Origin of the sequence: Flavobacterium aquidurense, from assembly GCF_001404985.1 — a bacterium.
GTDB lineage: Bacteria > Bacteroidota > Bacteroidia > Flavobacteriales > Flavobacteriaceae > Flavobacterium > Flavobacterium aquidurense_B.
Genome location: NZ_JRLF01000012.1, coordinates 109,123 through 127,378, shown reverse-complemented (window position 1 = coordinate 127,378; position 18,256 = coordinate 109,123). Strand labels below are relative to the sequence as shown.

18 protein-coding genes are annotated in these 18,256 nt (G+C 33.2%); 4 read left to right on the top strand and 14 right to left on the bottom strand.

The features are described from left to right. Positions 1 to 2 precede the first annotated feature (2 nt). Positions 3 to 2,246 carry a B12-binding domain-containing radical SAM protein gene (locus tag RC62_RS12385; RefSeq protein WP_055095573.1) on the bottom strand — a complete coding sequence of 748 codons (2,244 nt, stop codon included), beginning with the start codon at positions 2,244 to 2,246 and terminating at the stop codon, positions 3 to 5. 277 nt (positions 2,247 to 2,523) lie between these two features. Further along, the gene (locus RC62_RS12380; RefSeq protein WP_055095571.1) at positions 2,524 to 3,801 is read right to left on the bottom strand and encodes an MFS transporter; all 1,278 of its coding nucleotides are present in this window, start codon (positions 3,799 to 3,801) and stop codon (positions 2,524 to 2,526) included. A gap of 268 nt (positions 3,802 to 4,069) precedes the next feature. On the opposite strand from RC62_RS12380, the gene bshC reads away from it, so the two are divergent. The 3 genes from bshC to RC62_RS12365 all read left to right on the top strand — a co-directional run bounded on the left by bshC (position 4,070) and on the right by RC62_RS12365 (position 7,768). Further along, complete coding sequence (gene bshC / locus RC62_RS12375) at positions 4,070 to 5,659, top strand: bacillithiol biosynthesis cysteine-adding enzyme BshC (RefSeq protein ID WP_055095569.1); 1,590 nt, start codon at positions 4,070 to 4,072, stop codon at positions 5,657 to 5,659. A gap of 167 nt (positions 5,660 to 5,826) precedes the next feature. Next, positions 5,827 to 7,098 (top strand): acyltransferase family protein, encoded by a 1,272-nt coding sequence (locus RC62_RS12370; RefSeq protein WP_055095567.1) that lies wholly within the window; start codon positions 5,827 to 5,829, stop codon positions 7,096 to 7,098. Between the two features lie 250 nt (positions 7,099 to 7,348). Then, positions 7,349 to 7,768 carry a nucleoside-diphosphate kinase gene (locus RC62_RS12365; protein ID WP_055095565.1) on the top strand — a complete coding sequence of 140 codons (420 nt, stop codon included), beginning with the start codon at positions 7,349 to 7,351 and terminating at the stop codon, positions 7,766 to 7,768. Between the two features lie 128 nt (positions 7,769 to 7,896). On the opposite strand, the gene RC62_RS12360 is transcribed toward RC62_RS12365, so the two are convergent. Together RC62_RS12360 and RC62_RS12355 are read right to left on the bottom strand one after the other, a co-directional pair. Continuing rightward, positions 7,897 to 8,193 carry a DUF721 domain-containing protein gene (locus RC62_RS12360; protein ID WP_055095563.1) on the bottom strand — a complete coding sequence of 99 codons (297 nt, stop codon included), beginning with the start codon at positions 8,191 to 8,193 and terminating at the stop codon, positions 7,897 to 7,899. Further along, a complete protein-coding gene (locus tag RC62_RS12355) occupies positions 8,174 to 8,614 on the bottom strand; it encodes a hypothetical protein (protein WP_055095561.1) in 441 nt (146 codons plus the stop codon). The genes RC62_RS12360 and RC62_RS12355 overlap by 20 nt, the downstream gene beginning before the upstream one ends. Positions 8,615 to 8,895: 281 nt before the next feature. On the opposite strand from RC62_RS12355, the gene RC62_RS12350 reads away from it, so the two are divergent. After that, positions 8,896 to 9,960 (top strand): serine hydrolase domain-containing protein, encoded by a 1,065-nt coding sequence (locus RC62_RS12350; protein ID WP_055095559.1) that lies wholly within the window; start codon positions 8,896 to 8,898, stop codon positions 9,958 to 9,960. A 196-nt stretch (positions 9,961 to 10,156) separates the two neighbouring features. Here the strand turns inward: RC62_RS12350 and ftsY are convergent, their stop codons facing one another. From ftsY to RC62_RS12300, 10 genes are all read right to left on the bottom strand, one after another. Then, entirely contained in the window at positions 10,157 to 11,110 is a 954-nt protein-coding gene (gene ftsY, locus RC62_RS12340; protein WP_055095555.1) for a signal recognition particle-docking protein FtsY, read from the bottom strand. A gap of 264 nt (positions 11,111 to 11,374) precedes the next feature. Beyond that, positions 11,375 to 11,527 carry a DUF4295 domain-containing protein gene (locus RC62_RS22765; RefSeq protein ID WP_007805819.1) on the bottom strand — a complete coding sequence of 51 codons (153 nt, stop codon included), beginning with the start codon at positions 11,525 to 11,527 and terminating at the stop codon, positions 11,375 to 11,377. 98 nt (positions 11,528 to 11,625) lie between these two features. Then, entirely contained in the window at positions 11,626 to 11,808 is a 183-nt protein-coding gene (gene rpmG, locus RC62_RS12335; protein ID WP_017495179.1) for a 50S ribosomal protein L33, read from the bottom strand. A gap of 27 nt (positions 11,809 to 11,835) precedes the next feature. Further along, complete coding sequence (gene rpmB / locus RC62_RS12330) at positions 11,836 to 12,072, bottom strand: 50S ribosomal protein L28 (RefSeq protein WP_008468080.1); 237 nt, start codon at positions 12,070 to 12,072, stop codon at positions 11,836 to 11,838. A gap of 71 nt (positions 12,073 to 12,143) precedes the next feature. Next, positions 12,144 to 13,397 (bottom strand): CinA family nicotinamide mononucleotide deamidase-related protein, encoded by a 1,254-nt coding sequence (locus RC62_RS12325; RefSeq protein WP_055095553.1) that lies wholly within the window; start codon positions 13,395 to 13,397, stop codon positions 12,144 to 12,146. Positions 13,398 to 13,624: 227 nt separating this feature from the next. Next, a complete protein-coding gene (locus RC62_RS12320; protein ID WP_055095551.1) occupies positions 13,625 to 13,969 on the bottom strand; it encodes an Hpt domain-containing protein in 345 nt (114 codons plus the stop codon). Next, positions 13,969 to 14,580, bottom strand: coding sequence for a fumarylacetoacetate hydrolase family protein (locus RC62_RS12315; RefSeq protein ID WP_055095549.1), 612 nt, complete (start codon positions 14,578 to 14,580; stop codon positions 13,969 to 13,971). The genes RC62_RS12320 and RC62_RS12315 overlap by 1 nt, the downstream gene beginning before the upstream one ends. A gap of 94 nt (positions 14,581 to 14,674) precedes the next feature. Continuing rightward, positions 14,675 to 15,445 carry a 3'-5' exonuclease gene (locus RC62_RS12310; protein ID WP_055095547.1) on the bottom strand — a complete coding sequence of 257 codons (771 nt, stop codon included), beginning with the start codon at positions 15,443 to 15,445 and terminating at the stop codon, positions 14,675 to 14,677. 216 nt (positions 15,446 to 15,661) lie between these two features. Then, complete coding sequence (locus RC62_RS12305; RefSeq protein WP_055095545.1) at positions 15,662 to 16,993, bottom strand: dihydrolipoamide acetyltransferase family protein; 1,332 nt, start codon at positions 16,991 to 16,993, stop codon at positions 15,662 to 15,664. An 84-nt stretch (positions 16,994 to 17,077) separates the two neighbouring features. Next, positions 17,078 to 18,241 (bottom strand): glycosyltransferase family 2 protein, encoded by a 1,164-nt coding sequence (locus RC62_RS12300; protein WP_055095543.1) that lies wholly within the window; start codon positions 18,239 to 18,241, stop codon positions 17,078 to 17,080. Between the last annotated feature and the right edge of the window lie 15 nt (positions 18,242 to 18,256).

Here is an 18,256-nt window from a genome sequence, read left to right as displayed (position 1 = left end):
AATTATAAAACCAGCAAACCAAATTCACGCAAAGTGTTTATGGGTTTTGAATACCAAAACAATTCAAAGTCTTCTAAACTGGTTTCAAAATCAGCTTTTACTTCCTGAAAAGTATAATTCTTAGCATTAGAGATTGTGATTTTTGTCAAAATTTCAACCAGCCATTCTCCTTCTTCTTTATTGGTCTGAATATTGAAACTTTCTTTTTTATCATGAAAAGTAAAACTCATCATTTCCCATGATCTTCCTTTTTTAGATTTTGTAAAATGCTCTGTAAAAGGTTTCCCTCCTAACCAAACCACTTTTGCATTTGGTTTTGTATTGAAATCATTTCCTTCTTCGAGGGCATTAAAAATAAAATCGGGATCAATTTTGGTTTTTGGAATTTTAAAATCGAACCAATCTTGCAATTCATAATCAAAGCAAATTCCGTGCATGAAATTAAAGAGCGATTTCTTTAATCCAAAACTAAACTTATCATGATTGATTCCTGTAGAATCTGTATAATCGATATCATTATTGGCAAACGTTCCAATAGCTTCGGTCTTTTTTGTTACACCAAATTTCTCCGGATATAATCCAACCGGACTGTGTGCTGTCATGGCAAATTGATGCCAAAATCCGGATTGCAAAATTCCGGCTTCAAACAATTGGCGTACCATTTCGAGACTATCCACTGTTTCCTGAATAGTTTGTGTTGGATATCCGTACATTAAATAAGCATGAACCATTATTCCGGCTTCAGTGAAATTTCGTGTCACTTTTGCTACTTGTTCTACGGTTACGCCTTTGTCAATTAACTTGAGTAATCGGTCTGAAGCTACTTCTAAACCTCCGGAAACAGCTATACAACCGGAAGCTTTTAGCAATAAACATAAATCTTTAGAAAAGCTTTTCTCAAATCGAATATTTGTCCACCAGGTTACTGCAAGTTTTCGTCGCAAAATTTCCAAAGCCAAAGCGCGCATTAAAGCTGGAGGAGCGGCTTCATCAACAAAATGAAATCCATTTTGCCCTGTTTGCAGCATCATGTCTTCCATTCTATCACACAACAAATTGGCAGCAACAGGTTCATATACTTTGATATAATCTAACGAAATATCACAAAAAGTACATTTTCCCCAATAGCAACCGTGCGCCATAGTAAGTTTATTCCAACGGCCGTCGCTCCACATTCTATGCATCGGATTTACAATTTCGATTACCGAAATGTATTTATCCAAAGGCAAACCAGAATAATCAGGCGTTCCTACGTAAGCTTGTTTGTAATCGTGTTTTAATGAATTGTTTTTATAAACTACTTTTCCGTCTTCTAAAAGAAAAGTTCTCTTGTATCGCTTCTCGACTTCGCTCGAAGTCTCATCATTTGGATTTTCAAGATTGAAAATTAATTCCTCTATCGGAACTTCGCCATCATCTAAAGTTATAAAATCGAAAAACTCAAAAACACGAGCATCAGAAAGGGAACGCAATTCGGTATTTGGAAAACCACCGCCCATCGAAATCTTAATTTCGGGATGATTTTGTTTAATCCATTGTGCACATCTGAAAGCACTGTATAAATTTCCCGGAAAAGGAACCGAAATAAGAAAAAATGTAGGCTGAATTGTTTCAATCTTAGCTTTTAAAATCGAAATTAAAATAGCGTCAATATAAGTTGGTTCCAATTGTAAAGCTCCATACAATTCATCAAACGAGTTGGCGCTTCGGCCTAAACGTTCAGCATAACGGCTAAAGCCAAAATTTTCATCGACACATTCTACAATATAATCGGATATATCTTCAAGATATAAAGTCGCCAAATGTTTTGCTTTGTCCTGAGTTCCCATGGTTCCAAAAGCCCAATCGAGTTCTTCCAGTTGTGCAAAACGTGAAGCTTCAGGCAGAAAATCTTCCTGACAAATTTGCAAAGCCAATGTTGGATTTTTCCCCTGCAAAAACTGAATTACAGCATCAATGGTTTTGATGTATTCGTCCTGCAATGCAAAAATACGCTTAGAGTTATCAGAAACTTCATCCTTCAAATCTGCTCGGGAAGACACATTTTCAAAAATACTTTCAGAATAATGAAACAAATCTATCAATCCTTTTTTCGAAAACAACTCCAAAATAACATCAATACCTAAATCAGCCTGAGCCGATTCGATATTTTTGGTATTCAGAAATCCTTTTATATATGCTGTTGCCGGATATGGTGTATTCAGCTGTGTAAAAGGCGGTGTAACGACAAAAAGTTTGGTTTTCAAGGCAACATTATTTTTTGCAAAAATACGGGATATTTATAGACTTTTCATGAAAAGATTCGACTCTCTCTTTTTACTTTTAAATCCTTCAATTTTTGATTTTATTTTATAACCATTTGATTGCTTTTATTCCAACACAAAACCAATTTTTTAATATTTTCTAAAAAAACATTCCTTTACTTTTTTATTAATTATAAAGTCCGCAATCCTGATAATAATCGAGATTGCGGACTTTGCCTATATTTTTACTCCTGATAATATCAGGCTTTATGTTAACCTTTTAAAACTTATGTTCTTCTTTACTAATCATCAAAAATGCAAACAAAGAAATGCATGCCGCAATTGTTAGATACAGCCCTACATAACTTACACTATAAGTAGAGGCTAACCAAATTGCGATCATTGGTGCAAATGCTGCACCAAGAATTCCTGCCAAATTAAACGTTAAGGACGCACCTGAATAACGAACGTTTGTTGGAAACAGTTCAGATAAAAAAGTTCCCAAAGGTCCATAAGTGAATCCCATTAAAGCCATTCCGATACAGGCAAAAGTGGTCACTAAAACAATGTTTCCGGAACTTAGAAAGTACGAAAAGAAAAATCCGAAAATCGCGATCGCTACTGTTGCAATAATAAGCATTTTGCGTCGGCCAATTTTATCTGCAACTACAGCCGAAACCGGAATAAAGATGGCAAAAAACAATACCGAAAACAACTGTATCAACAATCCATTTCTTTTAACGATTCCTAAATCTGAAGTTGCCCAACTCAAGGTAAAAACAGTCATTAAGTAAAAAACCAAAAAAGTGGTAATAGCGGCAAAAGTTCCAAAAATTAGTTGGTTTTTATATGATTTTACAAGCTCTAAAAAAGGAACTTTAACTTCTTCCTGCTCTTTTTTAGAATTTTCGAAAGAAGGCGTCTCCGTTATTTTTGTTCGAATATAGAACCCCAAAATTACCAAAAGTGAACTGGCAATAAACGGAATTCTCCATCCATAATCCATAAAAGCTTCATTGCTCATTGAATCTGTCAATAATAGAAAAGTTCCTCCTGAAAGTAATAATCCTATTGGAGCTCCTAATTGCGGAAACATTCCGTACCAGGCGCGTTTATTTGGCGGTGCATTTTCTATAGCCAATAAAACAGCTCCACCCCATTCACCTCCTAAACCTACGCCTTGTCCAAATCGGCAAAGCATCAATAATAACGGCGCAGCAACACCAATACTGGCATAACTTGGTAAAAAGCCAATGGTAACAGTAGAAATACCCATTGTTAATAAAGCAGCGACTAAAGTAAATTTACGTCCGATTTTATCTCCATAATGTCCAAAAAAAGCTGAACCAAGTGGTCGCGATAAAAAAGCTATTGAAAAAGTAGCTAAAGATTCCAAAGTCGCCATAGTCGAATCAGAGCCGGGAAAAAATAATTGAGGAAAAACCAATACAGCTGCATTGGCATAAATATAAAAGTCAAAAAATTCAATTGTGGTACCAATTAAGGAACCGAAAAGAACGTGTTTTAATGAGTTCTTCTTTTTCGGGTTAGTTTCCATGTAAATAGATATATCTTTTTTAATTACAAAAATAGAATTTCGTTACTAATAATTCACTTTTAGAACAAATACTTTTAAATGATCCTGCATTTTTAACAAATTTTCCGAATTTTCAATTTATTCCTTCCTTAAGATAAATCAATATTAAAAACTTGATTACACGAGCTTTAAAATAAAATTTAAAAATCAAATCATAACCTATCGTTAAAACTGTTTTTCACTGCATATTTTCATTAAATTTACAGCTGTCAAAAATAAATTTAAAATTATGCCTACCGACTGTATCAGCTATCAAACTTCAGGATATTTCTCTAAATTGATGCAAGATTATTTAGATCAAAAATCAGAATTAAAACCGCTGTACAACAATTTCCCCAGCTTAGAAAACTTCGAAAAACAAATTGCTGAAAAAGCCGCTAACTTTAATAACAACAACCGAATTCCTTTGGTTGAAACTTTAAAAAAGCAATATCAGCATATCGAAATCTCTGATTCTACAAAACAAAATATTGAGCTTTTGGCTCTTCAAAATACGTATACGATCACAACCGGCCATCAGTTAAATTTATTTAGCGGTCCTCTGTATTTTTTATATAAAATCATTTCGACGATTAATCTCACCAAGGAATTAAAACTAAAATATCCAACGAATAATTTTGTCCCTATTTATTGGATGGCGACAGAAGATCATGATTTTGAAGAGATCAACTATTTTAATTTCAAAGGGAAAAAATTCCGATGGAACACAGAAAGCACGGGTCCCGTGGGTAGACTTGCGACAGAAGGTTTAACTGAATTTTTCGAAATTTATTCGAAAGAATTAGGATCAAGCACGAATGCAAATGTTCTGAAAAAACTATTTGAAGAAGCCTATTTAAAACATGAAAAACTAGCTGATGCTACTCGCTTTTTAGCCAATAGTTTGTTTGCCAGTTATGGTTTAGTGATTTTAGATGCTGATGATGCTAATTTAAAACAAGCTTTTATTCCGTATATCAAAGAAGAATTATTTGAACAGACATCGTTTAAAGCGGTTCAGGAAACTATCGAGCAATTAAAAGAATATAATGTTCAGGTTAATCCACGTGAAATTAATTTATTCTATATTGAAGATAACCTGCGAGAACGAATTATTTTTGAGAATGATAAATACTTTGTCAACAATACTAAAATTTCCTTCTCAAAAGATGAAATTCTATTATTATTAGAAAGTAATCCGGAGAAATTTAGCCCCAACGTGATCATGCGTCCACTATATCAGGAAATTATTTTACCTAATTTATGCTACATTGGCGGAGGCGGAGAAATTGCTTACTGGTTAGAATTAAAATCATTTTTCGAAGCTGTAAATATAACTTTCCCAATGCTTTTAGTTCGTAACTCGGTGCTTTTATCTACAGAAAAACAAGCTAAAAAAGCAGACAAATTAAACCTGTCTTGGGGAGATTTATTCACAAAACCTGCAGATTTAACGAATGCCATTACACATAAATTATCTGCTTTTCCAATTGATTTAACACCTCAAAAAGAAGTATTGGAAAAGCAATTTGAATATCTTTACGAATTAGCAGAGCAAACCGATAAGTCTTTTACCGGAGCTGTAAAAGCACAGGAAATCAAACAAAAGAAAGGATTGGAAAATCTTGAAAAAAGATTATTAAAAGCTCAAAAGCGAAAATTAGATACCGAAATACAGCGTGTCACAGATTTACAATGCGAATTGTTCCCTAATCAGAGTTTACAGGAACGCCAAACTAATTTCTCAGAATTTTATCTGGAAAAAGGCGAACTATTGATTCCGCTTTTAATTCAAAAATTAAAACCTTTAGAAACGAATTTTAACATCATAACAATATAAAGCAACAAAAAAAGTCGCCATAAATTTACAAATAGATTCGTGTGAATTTGTAGCAAACAATAAAGTAATAATCCTCAGAAACAAATAACCACCTCTTCTGAAATTATTGCCTCTCTAAACCAAATAGTAACTTTTAAAAACAAAAATTAACCTATTTACCAAAAATTATGACCAGAGAGCGCTTGATATCTTTAGATGTCTTTAGAGGATTAACGATTTTATTGATGACAATTGTTAATAATCCAGGAGATTGGGGACATGTTTACGCCCCTTTATTACATTCAGAATGGCATGGCTGCACACCAACCGATTTAGTTTTTCCATTTTTTATTTTTATCATGGGAGTTGCTGTTCCTCTAGCAATGCCAACCAAAACCTGGGACGATACTACTTTTAATAAAATTCTGGTTCGTTCTTTACGAATGTTCTGTCTGGGAATTTTCTTTAACTATTTTTCCAAAATACAAATATTTGGATTAGAAGGAATTTCACTTCTTATTGGCCGTTTAATCATTACCGTTACAATTGGTTATGCCTTAATGGGTAATTTCAGTTCAAAACTCAAAAATATCCTGGCTTTTTCAATTCTCTTTATCTATTTGTTTTTAGCCTACAGTGGTATCGAAGCCTATCAGGATGTTCGCCTTCCAGGAGTTTTACAGCGAATTGCAATTGTATATTTTGTGGTTTCTCTTTTGTATTTAAAAACTAGCAAAAAAACGCAAATCATAACCGGTGCAGTTTTATTATTAGGTTATTGGGCAGCAATGACATTAATACCTGTTCCTGGAATTGGAGCTGCAAATCTGGAAAAAGGAACCAATCTTGCTTCATGGGTAGATAGTATATTGCTAAAAGGACATATGTATCGCGAAACCATAACCTGGGATCCTGAAGGAATTTTGAGTACTCTGCCATCAATTGTAAACGGAATCATAGGTTTATTAATTGGACAGATTTTACAACTCAACATTACAAAAAACCAAAAAGCATCAAAAATAGCTCTTGCGGGCGCAGCACTTATCATTGCCGGATTACTTTGGAATATCATATTCCCTATAAATAAATCACTCTGGACAAGCAGTTATGTTTTGTACACAACAGGATTAGCTGCAACTTGCCTGGCACTACTATATTACGTAATTGACATTGCAGACTATAAAAAAGGATTCAAATTATTTTTAATCTGGGGAGTAAATCCAATGATTGTCTTTTTCTTTTCTCAGATTATTCCACAAGCACTGGTAATGATTCAATTCAAAAACCCACATAACCCTGCAGAACAAATTAATCTTCTAAATTATTTATATACTTTCGGGATTGCACCATTATTCAGCAATCCAATGACAGCTTCATTGGCCGGAGCATTGGTTTATGTTGGAATCTGGACTTTTATTTTATGGATATTTTACAAAAACAAACTCATTTTTAAAGTTTAATTTAATTATTTTATATCGAGCGGAGTTCAATGTATTACATGTTGATGATTGCGCTCGAATCGAAACACTTAAATATCGGCGTACTATTGTGCGCCTTTTTTTGTGTAAGATTATATCTGATCTTTTTTACTATCGTCATTTTACGTTTTTCTCCATTAAAAGTTAATTCTAATCGTTATAATTATGAATTTATTAAAATCAATTCATAAAAAAAGTATACTTTTGCACAAAATTAAAAATAAGCAATAAAATGGCAACAAATAGAACTTTTACAATGATTAAGCCAGATGCAGTTCAAAACGGACACATCGGTAATATCTTAGCAATGATTACTAATGGAGGTTTCAAAATCGTTTCATTAAAATTAACTCAATTAACTGTAGCTGATGCTAAAGCATTTTACGCAGTTCACGCAGAAAGACCTTTCTACGGAGAATTAGTTGAATTCATGTCTCGCGGACCAATTGTTGCTGCAATTTTAGAAAAAGACAATGCAGTAGAAGATTTCAGAACTTTAATTGGAGCTACAAATCCAGCTGAAGCTGCTGAAGGAACTATTCGTAAAGCATACGCAACTTCTATAGGAGAAAATGCAGTTCACGGATCTGATAGCGATGAAAATGCTGCTATCGAAGGTGCATTCCATTTTGCAGGAAGAGAGCAATTCTAATATTAGTTTACAGTCTCAGTGACAGTTTTTCAGTCACAGAAACACATAAAAAAAATCCTGTTTGTTCTAACAAACAGGATTTTTTATTTAGATAAGACTGAGACTGAAAACCGAGACTGAGATTAAAATCAGCGCAATACGACATCCTTCACAACGTCACGCCCCAATTCTTCATTTATCATTTTTACAATTTTAGATTTTCCGTGGCTCAATTCTTCTCTTAAAACCGCTGATCCCAGTTCAACATACAATGTACTTCCTTTTAACACTACATTTTTTGTATAAGTGTTTACTCCATTCCCCATCAATTGTCTCCATGCTTCTTTTACATCAATCTGATCCATTCCGGGCTGAAGTTTGTTTACCTGGATAATCTGTTGCAAAACAGCCCCAATCGTACTTTGATTATTTAGTCTTTTTGCCATTGTCTAATAAATTTATTGGTCCTGCTTTTTTATAATGATATTCTTTATTCTCCTGGTTTTTTACCACCAGTTTTTCATCTGTAATCGAAATCAACTCCTCGCTCCATTTCGCATAATCTGTTTTATAATCCAGAAAAACCTGATCTCCTTTAAATCGAACCGACACATTTTCAAAAGAATCACTTGTCAAAAAAGTTCCATCCAGTTGAGGCATAACTTTCTTCCTTATCCCTTTATTATTTTTAACATCAAAATAATCAAAACTCTCATTCATTCCGTAATCCTTATCTTCTCCTTTATCAAAAACCACTTTTTCAATTTCCCAATAACCATTTAATTTTACAATATCTGCAGGTTTAATTTCCTGTTTGCAACTCACAAACAAAAGCGATAAAACCAAAATCATAAAAGTGTTTTTCATAGTATATTTTATTAAAATTTGACAACTTTGAATCTAAATATTTTAAGCTTTAGGAGAATCAGGAGCTATTTCTATCAAAGCTTCAGTATCTAATATATCCTTTTTTTGTAAAAAAGATAGATAAAGAACGCTGATTCCATCAGGATTAGAACTCCATTTTTCAAAAGAATATTTTGTGATACAAAGTTAACTTTATAAATTCAAAACAAATAAAAATTTGCAAAACACATTAAACTATTTTATATATTTTTGATCTTACTCTAAACCAAAATCAAAAAAACATGACCAAAACTATTTACACAATCCTGATAATCATGGTATTTGTAGGATGCAGTTCAGATCCCACTGATTCATCTTCTGCCACAAACGAAATCATGTATTTCCCTCCATTAACAGGAAATACATGGGAAACAAAATCAATTTCTGATTTAAAATGGAATCAAAATGCTGTTCAACCCCTTTTAGATTACTTAGAACTTAAAAACTCTAAATCTTTTATAATTCTAGTAAATGGCCGGATTGTTTTAGAGGATTACTTTAATGGTCATTCAGCAACGACAAATTGGTACTGGGCAAGCGCAGGAAAAACATTAACATCAACGGTAACCGGAATTGCACAGCAAGAAAACTTATTAAACATTAACAATAAAGTTTCACAATATATTGGCACAGGCTGGACAAGTGAAACACCCGCACAAGAAAACTTAATTACCTGCAAAAACCTACTTACAATGACCTCAGGTCTTGACGATAGTACAGATGAAGTAGATCCAGCAAATCTTATATACAAAGCCGATGCAGGAAAACGTTGGGCATATCATAATGTATATGTAAAACTACAAGATGTTGTTGCAAAAGCAAGCGGACAAACCTGGGAGAATTATTTTAACATCAAACTCAGAGACAAAATTGGCATGAATGGTAATTGGATTCAAATTGGAAACAATAGCGTTTATACCAGTACATCCAGAAGCATGGCTCGCTTTGGACTCTTAATGCTTAATAAAGGAAAATGGGATAATACTCAAGTTTTAAATGAGACCTATTTTGACGAAGCAACAAATACATCCCAAAATATTAATTTAGGATATGGATATTTATGGTGGTTAAATGGTAAATCGAATTACCATCTGCCACAATCACAGCTTACCTTTCAGGGAAGTATAATCCCAACAGGTCCAAATGACATGTTTATGGCTTTGGGTAAAAATGATCAGAAAATATATGTTGTTCCAAGCAAAAAAATGGTAATTATCAGAATGGGAGATGCTGCTGACGATGTCAACTTAGCCTTATCCGATTTTGATAAAACTTTATGGAGCAAAATTAGTGCACTCTACCAGTAATTTATCTTTTTGTACGTAATCTTTTTAAGATTCCCATAAAAAAGAAAACTATTCCCAATACAAGTAAAATGTAGTAAAAAGACAAAACTTTATCCCTTAATACATTTGCTAAAACAAAACAAATAACACTTCCGAAATAAAAAGTAAGAGGTGTTATATTTTTTAAAGAAGAAAAACTCATTGAACTATCTCAAAATTATTTAAAAAAACTATCTACAAATTCATATTTATTAAAAACCTGTAAATCTTCAATTCCTTCACCTACACCAATATATTTTACAGGAATCTGAAACTGGTCAGAAATACCAATTACAACACCACCTTTTGCAGTTCCGTCTAATTTGGTTACAGCAAGAGAAGTTACTTCAGTTGCAGCGGTAAATTGTTTAGCCTGTTCAAAAGCATTTTGACCTGTAGAACCATCTAAAACCAAAAGCACATCATGAGGCGCATCAGCAACCACTTTTTGCATTACACGTTTTACTTTGGTAAGCTCATTCATTAAATTAACTTTATTATGCAAACGTCCCGCAGTATCAATGATTACAACATCGGCATTTTGCGCTACAGCAGATTGCAAGGTATCAAAAGCTACAGAAGCGGGATCACTACCCATATTTTGTCTCACGATTGGCACATCTACACGATCTGCCCAAACCTGTAACTGATCGATAGCGGCAGCACGAAAAGTATCAGCAGCTCCTAAAACAACTTTATAACCTGCTTTTTTAAACTGATAGGCTAATTTACCAATTGTAGTAGTTTTACCCACTCCATTTACTCCTACAACCATTAAAACATATGGTTTCTTATCTTTTGGGATTTCGAATTCGGTTGCTTCACCAGTATTGGTTTCAGACAATAAAGCACCAATTTCTTCACGCAGGATTTGATTTAGCTCATCTGTACCTAAATATTTATCTTCAGCAACACGTTTTTCGATTCTGGAAATTACTTTCAAGGTTGTATTTACACCAACGTCAGAAGCTACCAGAATTTCTTCCAGATCATCTAAAACATCATCATCGACTTTAGATTTTCCAGCAACGGCTTTACTTAACTTTGAGAAAAAAGTAGTTTTTGATTTTTCAAGACCTTTGTCTAAAGTCTCTTTTTTATCAGTAGAGAATAATTTTTTAAAAAAACTCATTTTTTATAGGTTGTTAGTTTTTTAGACTATACGATTTTAACAATCTGATAGTCCTAATTTTATAGAAGCCCATTGTTTTCATCTGAACCGATAGTATTTATACCTTTTGATTCCACAATGCGGAGAGTAAAGATATAGAGGATATCGGGAACTAATGCTTAAAAAAAAGCCAATTGTTATATTTCTATAAAATTTTAGACAAATATAAAAAATAAAAAAGCTACTTCCGAATGAAAGTAGCTTTTCTATATACTGTAATTGTTATTATTTCTTTTTCAAGAAAGTATCAACTTCTTCAGGAGCCATAATAGATTCTACGAATGTATATGCACCAGTTTTAGGAGATTTCACCATTTTGATGGCTTTTGATAATCTCTTAGAAGATGTTTGTAACGATGCTACGGTTTTCTTTGCCATGATTTAAATGTTATTGAAATTCAATAAATCTTAAAATGTTTAGTGTTATTAATTTACTTAATAATCAACATTTAGGATTGTACTAAAATCTCTAATTATTACTTAATTTCTTTGTGAACAGTTACACGTTTCAAGATTGGATTAAATTTCTTAATCTCTAATCTGTCCGGAGTATTTTTTTTGTTCTTAGTTGTAATGTATCTTGAAGTACCCGCAACACCAGAAGTCTTGTGTTCAGTACATTCTAAAATTACCTGGATTCTATTACCTTTCTTTGCCATCTTGCTATATATTTATTTAGGAAAAGATTATTTGATAAATCCTTCTGACTGTGCTTTTTTCAAAACAGCAGTGATTCCATTTTTATTAATTGTTTTTATCGTAGATGCTGCTACTCTAAGAGTAATCCATCTATCTTCTTCTGGAAGATAAAAACGCTTTTTAACTAAGTTTACAGAAAATTTTCTCTTAGTTTTGTTCATAGCGTGAGAAACGTTATTTCCTACCATCGCTCTTTTACCTGTAAGGTCACAAACTCTTGACATTATACTTATCTTTTATCGTTATTCAAAATCAGGGTGCAAAGAAAAGAAAAATAAACGATTGAAACAAAAAATTACAGCACATTTTTTAAAATTTCTTTCTGTAATATTTCTAAACTCTTAATCGAAGCTCTATCTATCACTTTTTCACGTGGTTGGCCAAAATTAAATTCTTCTGTAATTATACCGTTTGGAGTAGCCAAAGCGATAAAAACAGTTCCAATTTCAGCATCTGAATCTCCTTTTGTGGGTCCGGCGTTCCCAGTTGTTGCAATTGCATAGTCTGTTTTTAGTATCTCTTTCACGTTCAAAGCCATAGCAGAAGCAACCTCTGCGCTAACTACCGAAAATTGATCTACTAAATCCTGCGAGATACCGAGAACACTAACCTTAGCCTCTGTTGCATATGAAACTACACTGCCTTTAAAGTAGTTAGAAGCTCCGGGAACTGCTGACAAAATCGAAGCAATTTTTCCTCCTGTAAAACTTTCTGCAGTGGAAATCGTTTTATTTTGTTTGGTCAAAATTTTGCCAACTACGGATTCTATCGTTTCATTTTCTTCATATCCTACTATAATATCATGAATTATAGCATCTAATGTTTTTACGTTTTCTTCGATTGCCGCTTCAAGCAATTCTTTATTAGTTCCTCTTGCTGATAAACGCAAACGCACTCTGCCGGGATTTGGCAAATAAGCCAATTTTATAAATTCAGGCAAATTATTCTCCCAATCCTCAATACGTTCTGCCACTAGACTCTCGCCCTGACCGTAGGTTAAAATGGTTTTATGAATAATATACGGACGTTTATACTCTCGAACTATTTTAGGAATTATCTCTTCTTCGACTAAATATTTCATTTCGTACGGAACTCCCGGAAGCGAAATAAAAACTGTATCTTCTTTCTTCATCCACATTCCCGGTGCAGTTCCCATTTTATTATGCAAAACGGTACATTTTGAAGGAACTAACGCCTGATCTTTATTTAATTGTGAAATTGGACGTTTATAAAATCCTTCAATTAATTCTGTTACATGAGCCAGAACTTCCGGGTTTACGACTAATTGATCATCAAAATAATCACAGAATGTTTTTTTAGTTACATCATCTTTTGTTGGTCCTAAACCTCCCGTTACAATTACAACATCTACTTTGTTTTGCAATTGCGCAAAAGTATCCAGAATGTGTTTTTTATCGTCGCTTATCGAAATCATTTCATGAACCTCAACACCAATTCTATCTAAGGACTTGGCAATAAAACCTGAATTCGTATCTACAATTTGGCCTATTAAAATTTCGTCTCCAATAGTAATGATAGTTGCTTTCATAGCTGTGGATTATTTTTACTTACTTGTGCTGTAAGTGATTATTATAAAGAAGAGTTATGCTCCTGTTTTACCTGAGTGGTACAAACGATATCCTTTTGTAACAAAAGCGACATCTATTCAAGCAAAATATTTCAGGAACAAAAGATATAGTAAATTCCGATAACTATAGATGCGTCCCTGTTTTTAACCTTTAAACATAAACTCAAAAACAGGAACATGCCTAAATTTTACAAATCGAAATCTTTTTTAATTTCTTTGATTGCTTCTTTTACCTGAACTTTAATACTTTTAAAAGTTTCGATAATTTCCTTCTTCTTGCCTTCGGCCTTTGTCCAGGCTTCAACTTGCAGAATTTCTTCAAAAGCAACATTTAAACCCATTAAATCTAATGTAGGTTTTATTTTATGGGCATAAGAATATGCATATTTATGATCTTTTTTCTTGATCCCTTCTTTGATTTGCTGTAAATCTTCAGGAACTTCGGTAACAAATAATTGCAGAATTTCGTTTACAAATTCCGGATCATTGTCTGAAAGCGCATATACTTTCGAAAGGTTGTATTTTAAAGCCATTATTTTACTTGTATTCTAAATAATTTTTTATCTTCTAAAAAGCCTTCTAAAACATCATTAGGTTTAACCGAAGCAACACCTTCAGGAGTTCCCGTAAAGATAATATCTCCAATTTTTAAAGTAAAAAATTGCGATACATACGCCACAAGTTCATCTATTTTCCAAAGCATAAAGCTTGTATTTCCTTTTTGAACAGTTTCAGAATTATTTGTCAACTCAAATGTAAGATTTTCCATCGAAACAAAATCAGTTTTCGGCAAAAACTCTCCAATAACCGCAGAGCCGTCAAATGCTTTTGCTTTTTCCCAAGGCAATCCTTTTGCTTTGAGTTTATCCTGCAAATCTCTGGCAGTAAAGTCAATACCTACACTAATTTCATCATAATACTTATGAGCAAATTTGGGCTCTATATACTTCCCTACTTTATTAATTTTAACAATTATCTCTATTTCGTGATGAATTTCTTCAGAAAATTCAGGAATTACAAACGGATGCTGTTTCAACAAAACTGCCGAATCCGGCTTCATAAAAACTACTGGCTCTGTTGGTCTTTCATTCTTTAATTCCTCAATATGATTGGTATAATTTCTACCGATACAGATTATCTTCATTTCTTTTATAAGTTACTAAGTCACTAAGTCACTAAGGCTCTAAGAAACTATGCGTAAAAAACTTAGCAACTTAGAATCTTAGCAACTTAGAACCTTATTTTGTATTTAACTTTCTTAATTTAATTGCTGTCAGAACCTTTTTGGTATATAACGGGAAGTCCGCATTTTGAATCCAGCTGAAATAGCCTGGTTCGCTTTCAAGAATTTTATCAACCTTTGCACCTTTATGTTTTCCGAATGTAAAAATTTCTTCGTTGTCTTTATCGAAAGCAATCATTCCGGCGAAATCAGCGATTTTTTTACGGGTTGTAAATTCAGATAATGACTTCATATCATTTTCTAAATCCGGATAACGATCTAATTGTGCTTTTAATATTTCGTAAGTTGCCATTGTATCCGCTTCTGCAGAATGCGCATTTTCAAGACTTTTTCCGCAATAAAATTTCAATGCAGCACTTAAAGTGCGTTCTTCCATTTTATGAAAAATAGTCTGCACATCTACTGAAACTTTATTTTTCATATCAAAGTCAACTCCGGCACGAAGTAATTCTTCTGCCAATAACGGAATATCAAAACGATCTGAATTAAATCCACCCAAATCACTATCCTTAATCATATTATGAACCTGAGGCGCCAGTTCTGCAAAAGTAGGTTCATTTGCTACTTTTTCATCTGTAATACCATGAACTGCGGTAGTTTGCGGCGGAATTGGAATCGTAGGATTCACTAACCAGGTTTTACTTTCTTTATTTCCGTTTGGAAAAACTTTGAATATCGAAATTTCTACAATTCGATCTTTACCGATATCAATTCCGGTTGTTTCAAGATCAAAAAAGCAAATTGGTTTGTTGAGTTTGAGTTCCATTTTTAATTTTTATAAGATTACAAATGTAATTTTTAAAGCCGAATTTCCTCCTGTATTCTTATTTTTTTTAATCAAAAATGGATTCAATTTTTAGATTTCAACTTCAAAATATAGTATCAAAGAAAAGCAAAGATCGTTTCCTTAACCTTTTCTTACAAACAAAAAACCCGGAAAATCATTAAAATCTTCCGGGTTTAAATTTATTTTTATTTGATTTTAGAAATCACGATCTACATCAAAAGCTTCTAGATATTCTGCTACTCTTTTTACGAAACTTCCACCTAAAGCTCCATCAACAACTCTGTGATCGTAAGAGTGCGACAAGAACATTTTTTGACGAATCCCGATAAAATCCCCTTCCGGAGTTTCAATAACCGCAGGCACTTTACGAATTGCACCAAGAGCCAGGATTCCTACCTGTGGCTGATTGATAATTGGCGTTCCAAAAACACTGCCAAAAGTTCCCACATTCGTTACTGTATAAGTACCACCTTGTGTATCGTCTGGTTTTAATTTTCCTGCTTTTGCACGGTTACCTAAATCATTAACCGCTTTTGCCATTCCTACAAGATTCAATTGATCTGCATTTTTAATTACAGGAACAATTAAGTTTCCGTTAGGTAAAGCCGCAGCCATTCCTAAATTTATATTTTTCTTTTTGATGATATAATCACCATCAACAGAAATATTCATTCCCGGGAAATCTTTTAAGGCTTTTGCCACAGCTTCCATCATAATTGGTGTAAAAGTCAACTTCTCGCCTTCTCTTTTTTCGAAAGCGGTTTTTACTTTTTCTCTCCATTTTACAATATTCGTTACATCGACTTCAATAAACGATTGCACGTGAGCCGAAGTCTGAACTGAAGCCGTCATGTATCCTGAAATCAGTTTACGCATTCTGTCCATTTCGATAATTTCGTCACCTCCATTTACAGAAACCGGAACTGCTTGCTGGCTTTTTTGAACCGGAACTGCATGAACTTTCTGAGCTACTGGTTCTACTGCTTTTGGAGCCTCAACAACAGCTTTTGGAGTTTGAACACCGGATTTACGATCTTCAATATATTTTAAAATATCTTCTTTTGTTACACGTCCGTCTTTACCAGAACCTGCAAGACTTTCTAATTCAGCAACAGAAATCCCTTCTTCTTTCGCAATATTTTTTACTAACGGAGAAAAGAATTTATCAGATCCTGAGAAATCTTGTGGAGCAGCTACAACATCTTTAGCAGCTTCTATAGTTTGTTCTATTGCCGCAGCTTCAGCCGGCGCTGTAACTTCTTCAGATTTTGCAACTGGTGCATCACCTTCTGTTTCAATAATTGCAATGGTTTGTCCTACCTGAACTAAATCATCTTTACCAAATAACTGTTCAACTAAAATTCCCGAAACTTCGCTTGGCACTTCACTGTCAACCTTATCAGTTGCAATTTCAAGTACAGCTTCATCAGCTTCAATTTTATCTCCCACTTCTTTCAACCAGTTGGTAATAGTTGCTTCAGCGACACTTTCTCCCATCTTAGGAAGCTTTAATTCAAATCTTGCCATATTGTTAATCTAAAGGATGATTTTGATTTTCTGATTGCGAAATTACTAAATATTTTAAATATAAATTACACTTAATATAATTTTTTACTCAATTTTTATAATTTGCCCTCTGTCATTTCGGGAATTACTCCCGATAATAAAATTTGTATTTTTGGGGAAAATCTTAAAAGTAATGTTCTTATCTTTAAGAGTTTCTATGATTTTGATACATTTTTTGAACGAAACATACTGATTATCCAAAATAATCTCCATCTTTTTACCCCTAAAAATCAGGGACGAATTTACCATTTTTTCTTTTTTCAAATCGAAAAAGACAACTTTATTTTTTAAAATAAAAGGTAATTTTTCAGACAAATTTCTATTTAAAGAATAAAAAAGAACACTTTCCGGTGCAGGTTTTGGCTTCGTTTTTCCCTCAAACATTTTTACAATAGAGAAAAACCAAATCCCAATTTGAATGAAAAATTCAAAAAACCATGATTTTTTAAAATGCTTTTGATAGAAAAAGCTCATTGCTTCCTGAAAGCGTTTCATATATTTTTCGTCTTTCACGGTACTTTCACCTTTATAATGCAAAACTGTGGTTTCATGAAAATAATAATTCGATTTCTGTTTCTGCAATACACGATATGACAAATCGATATCATCTGCGTACATGAAACATTTTTCATCGAAACCTTCCAGCTCCAGATACAAATTGCGATGCATAACCATAAATGCACCAACTAAAATTTCAACTTTTCCAGTCTCATTTTCATTGATATGCTGTGCATAATATTGATTAAAAACTTTCGACTTTGGAAAAATTTTATACAAACCAAAAATCTTCGTAAAGGCAACCCAGGGCGTTGGAATTCCTCGTTTACTTTCCGGGAGAAAGCTTCCTGTTCCGTCAATTAATTTACAGCCTACAATTCCTAAATCAATTTGCTTTTCGGCAAAAGCCAAAACTTTTATAAATGTATCTTCTGCAACAACAGTATCCGGATTTAAAATACAAATATATTTTCCGGAAGCTTGTTCAACACCAATATTATTGCCTTTTGGAAAACCACAATTAGAATTATTTTGAATTAATTTTACGTTTGGGAATTTACTTTTCATCATCAAACAGCTTTCATCTGATGAATTATTATCAACAACAATAATTTCGGCATCAAGTGTCGAAAGTGATTCCTGCACACTTAAAACACATTGTTCCAGAAAGTAACGCACATTATAATTGAGAATAATTACCGATAATTGCATGAAAATTTGATCTGT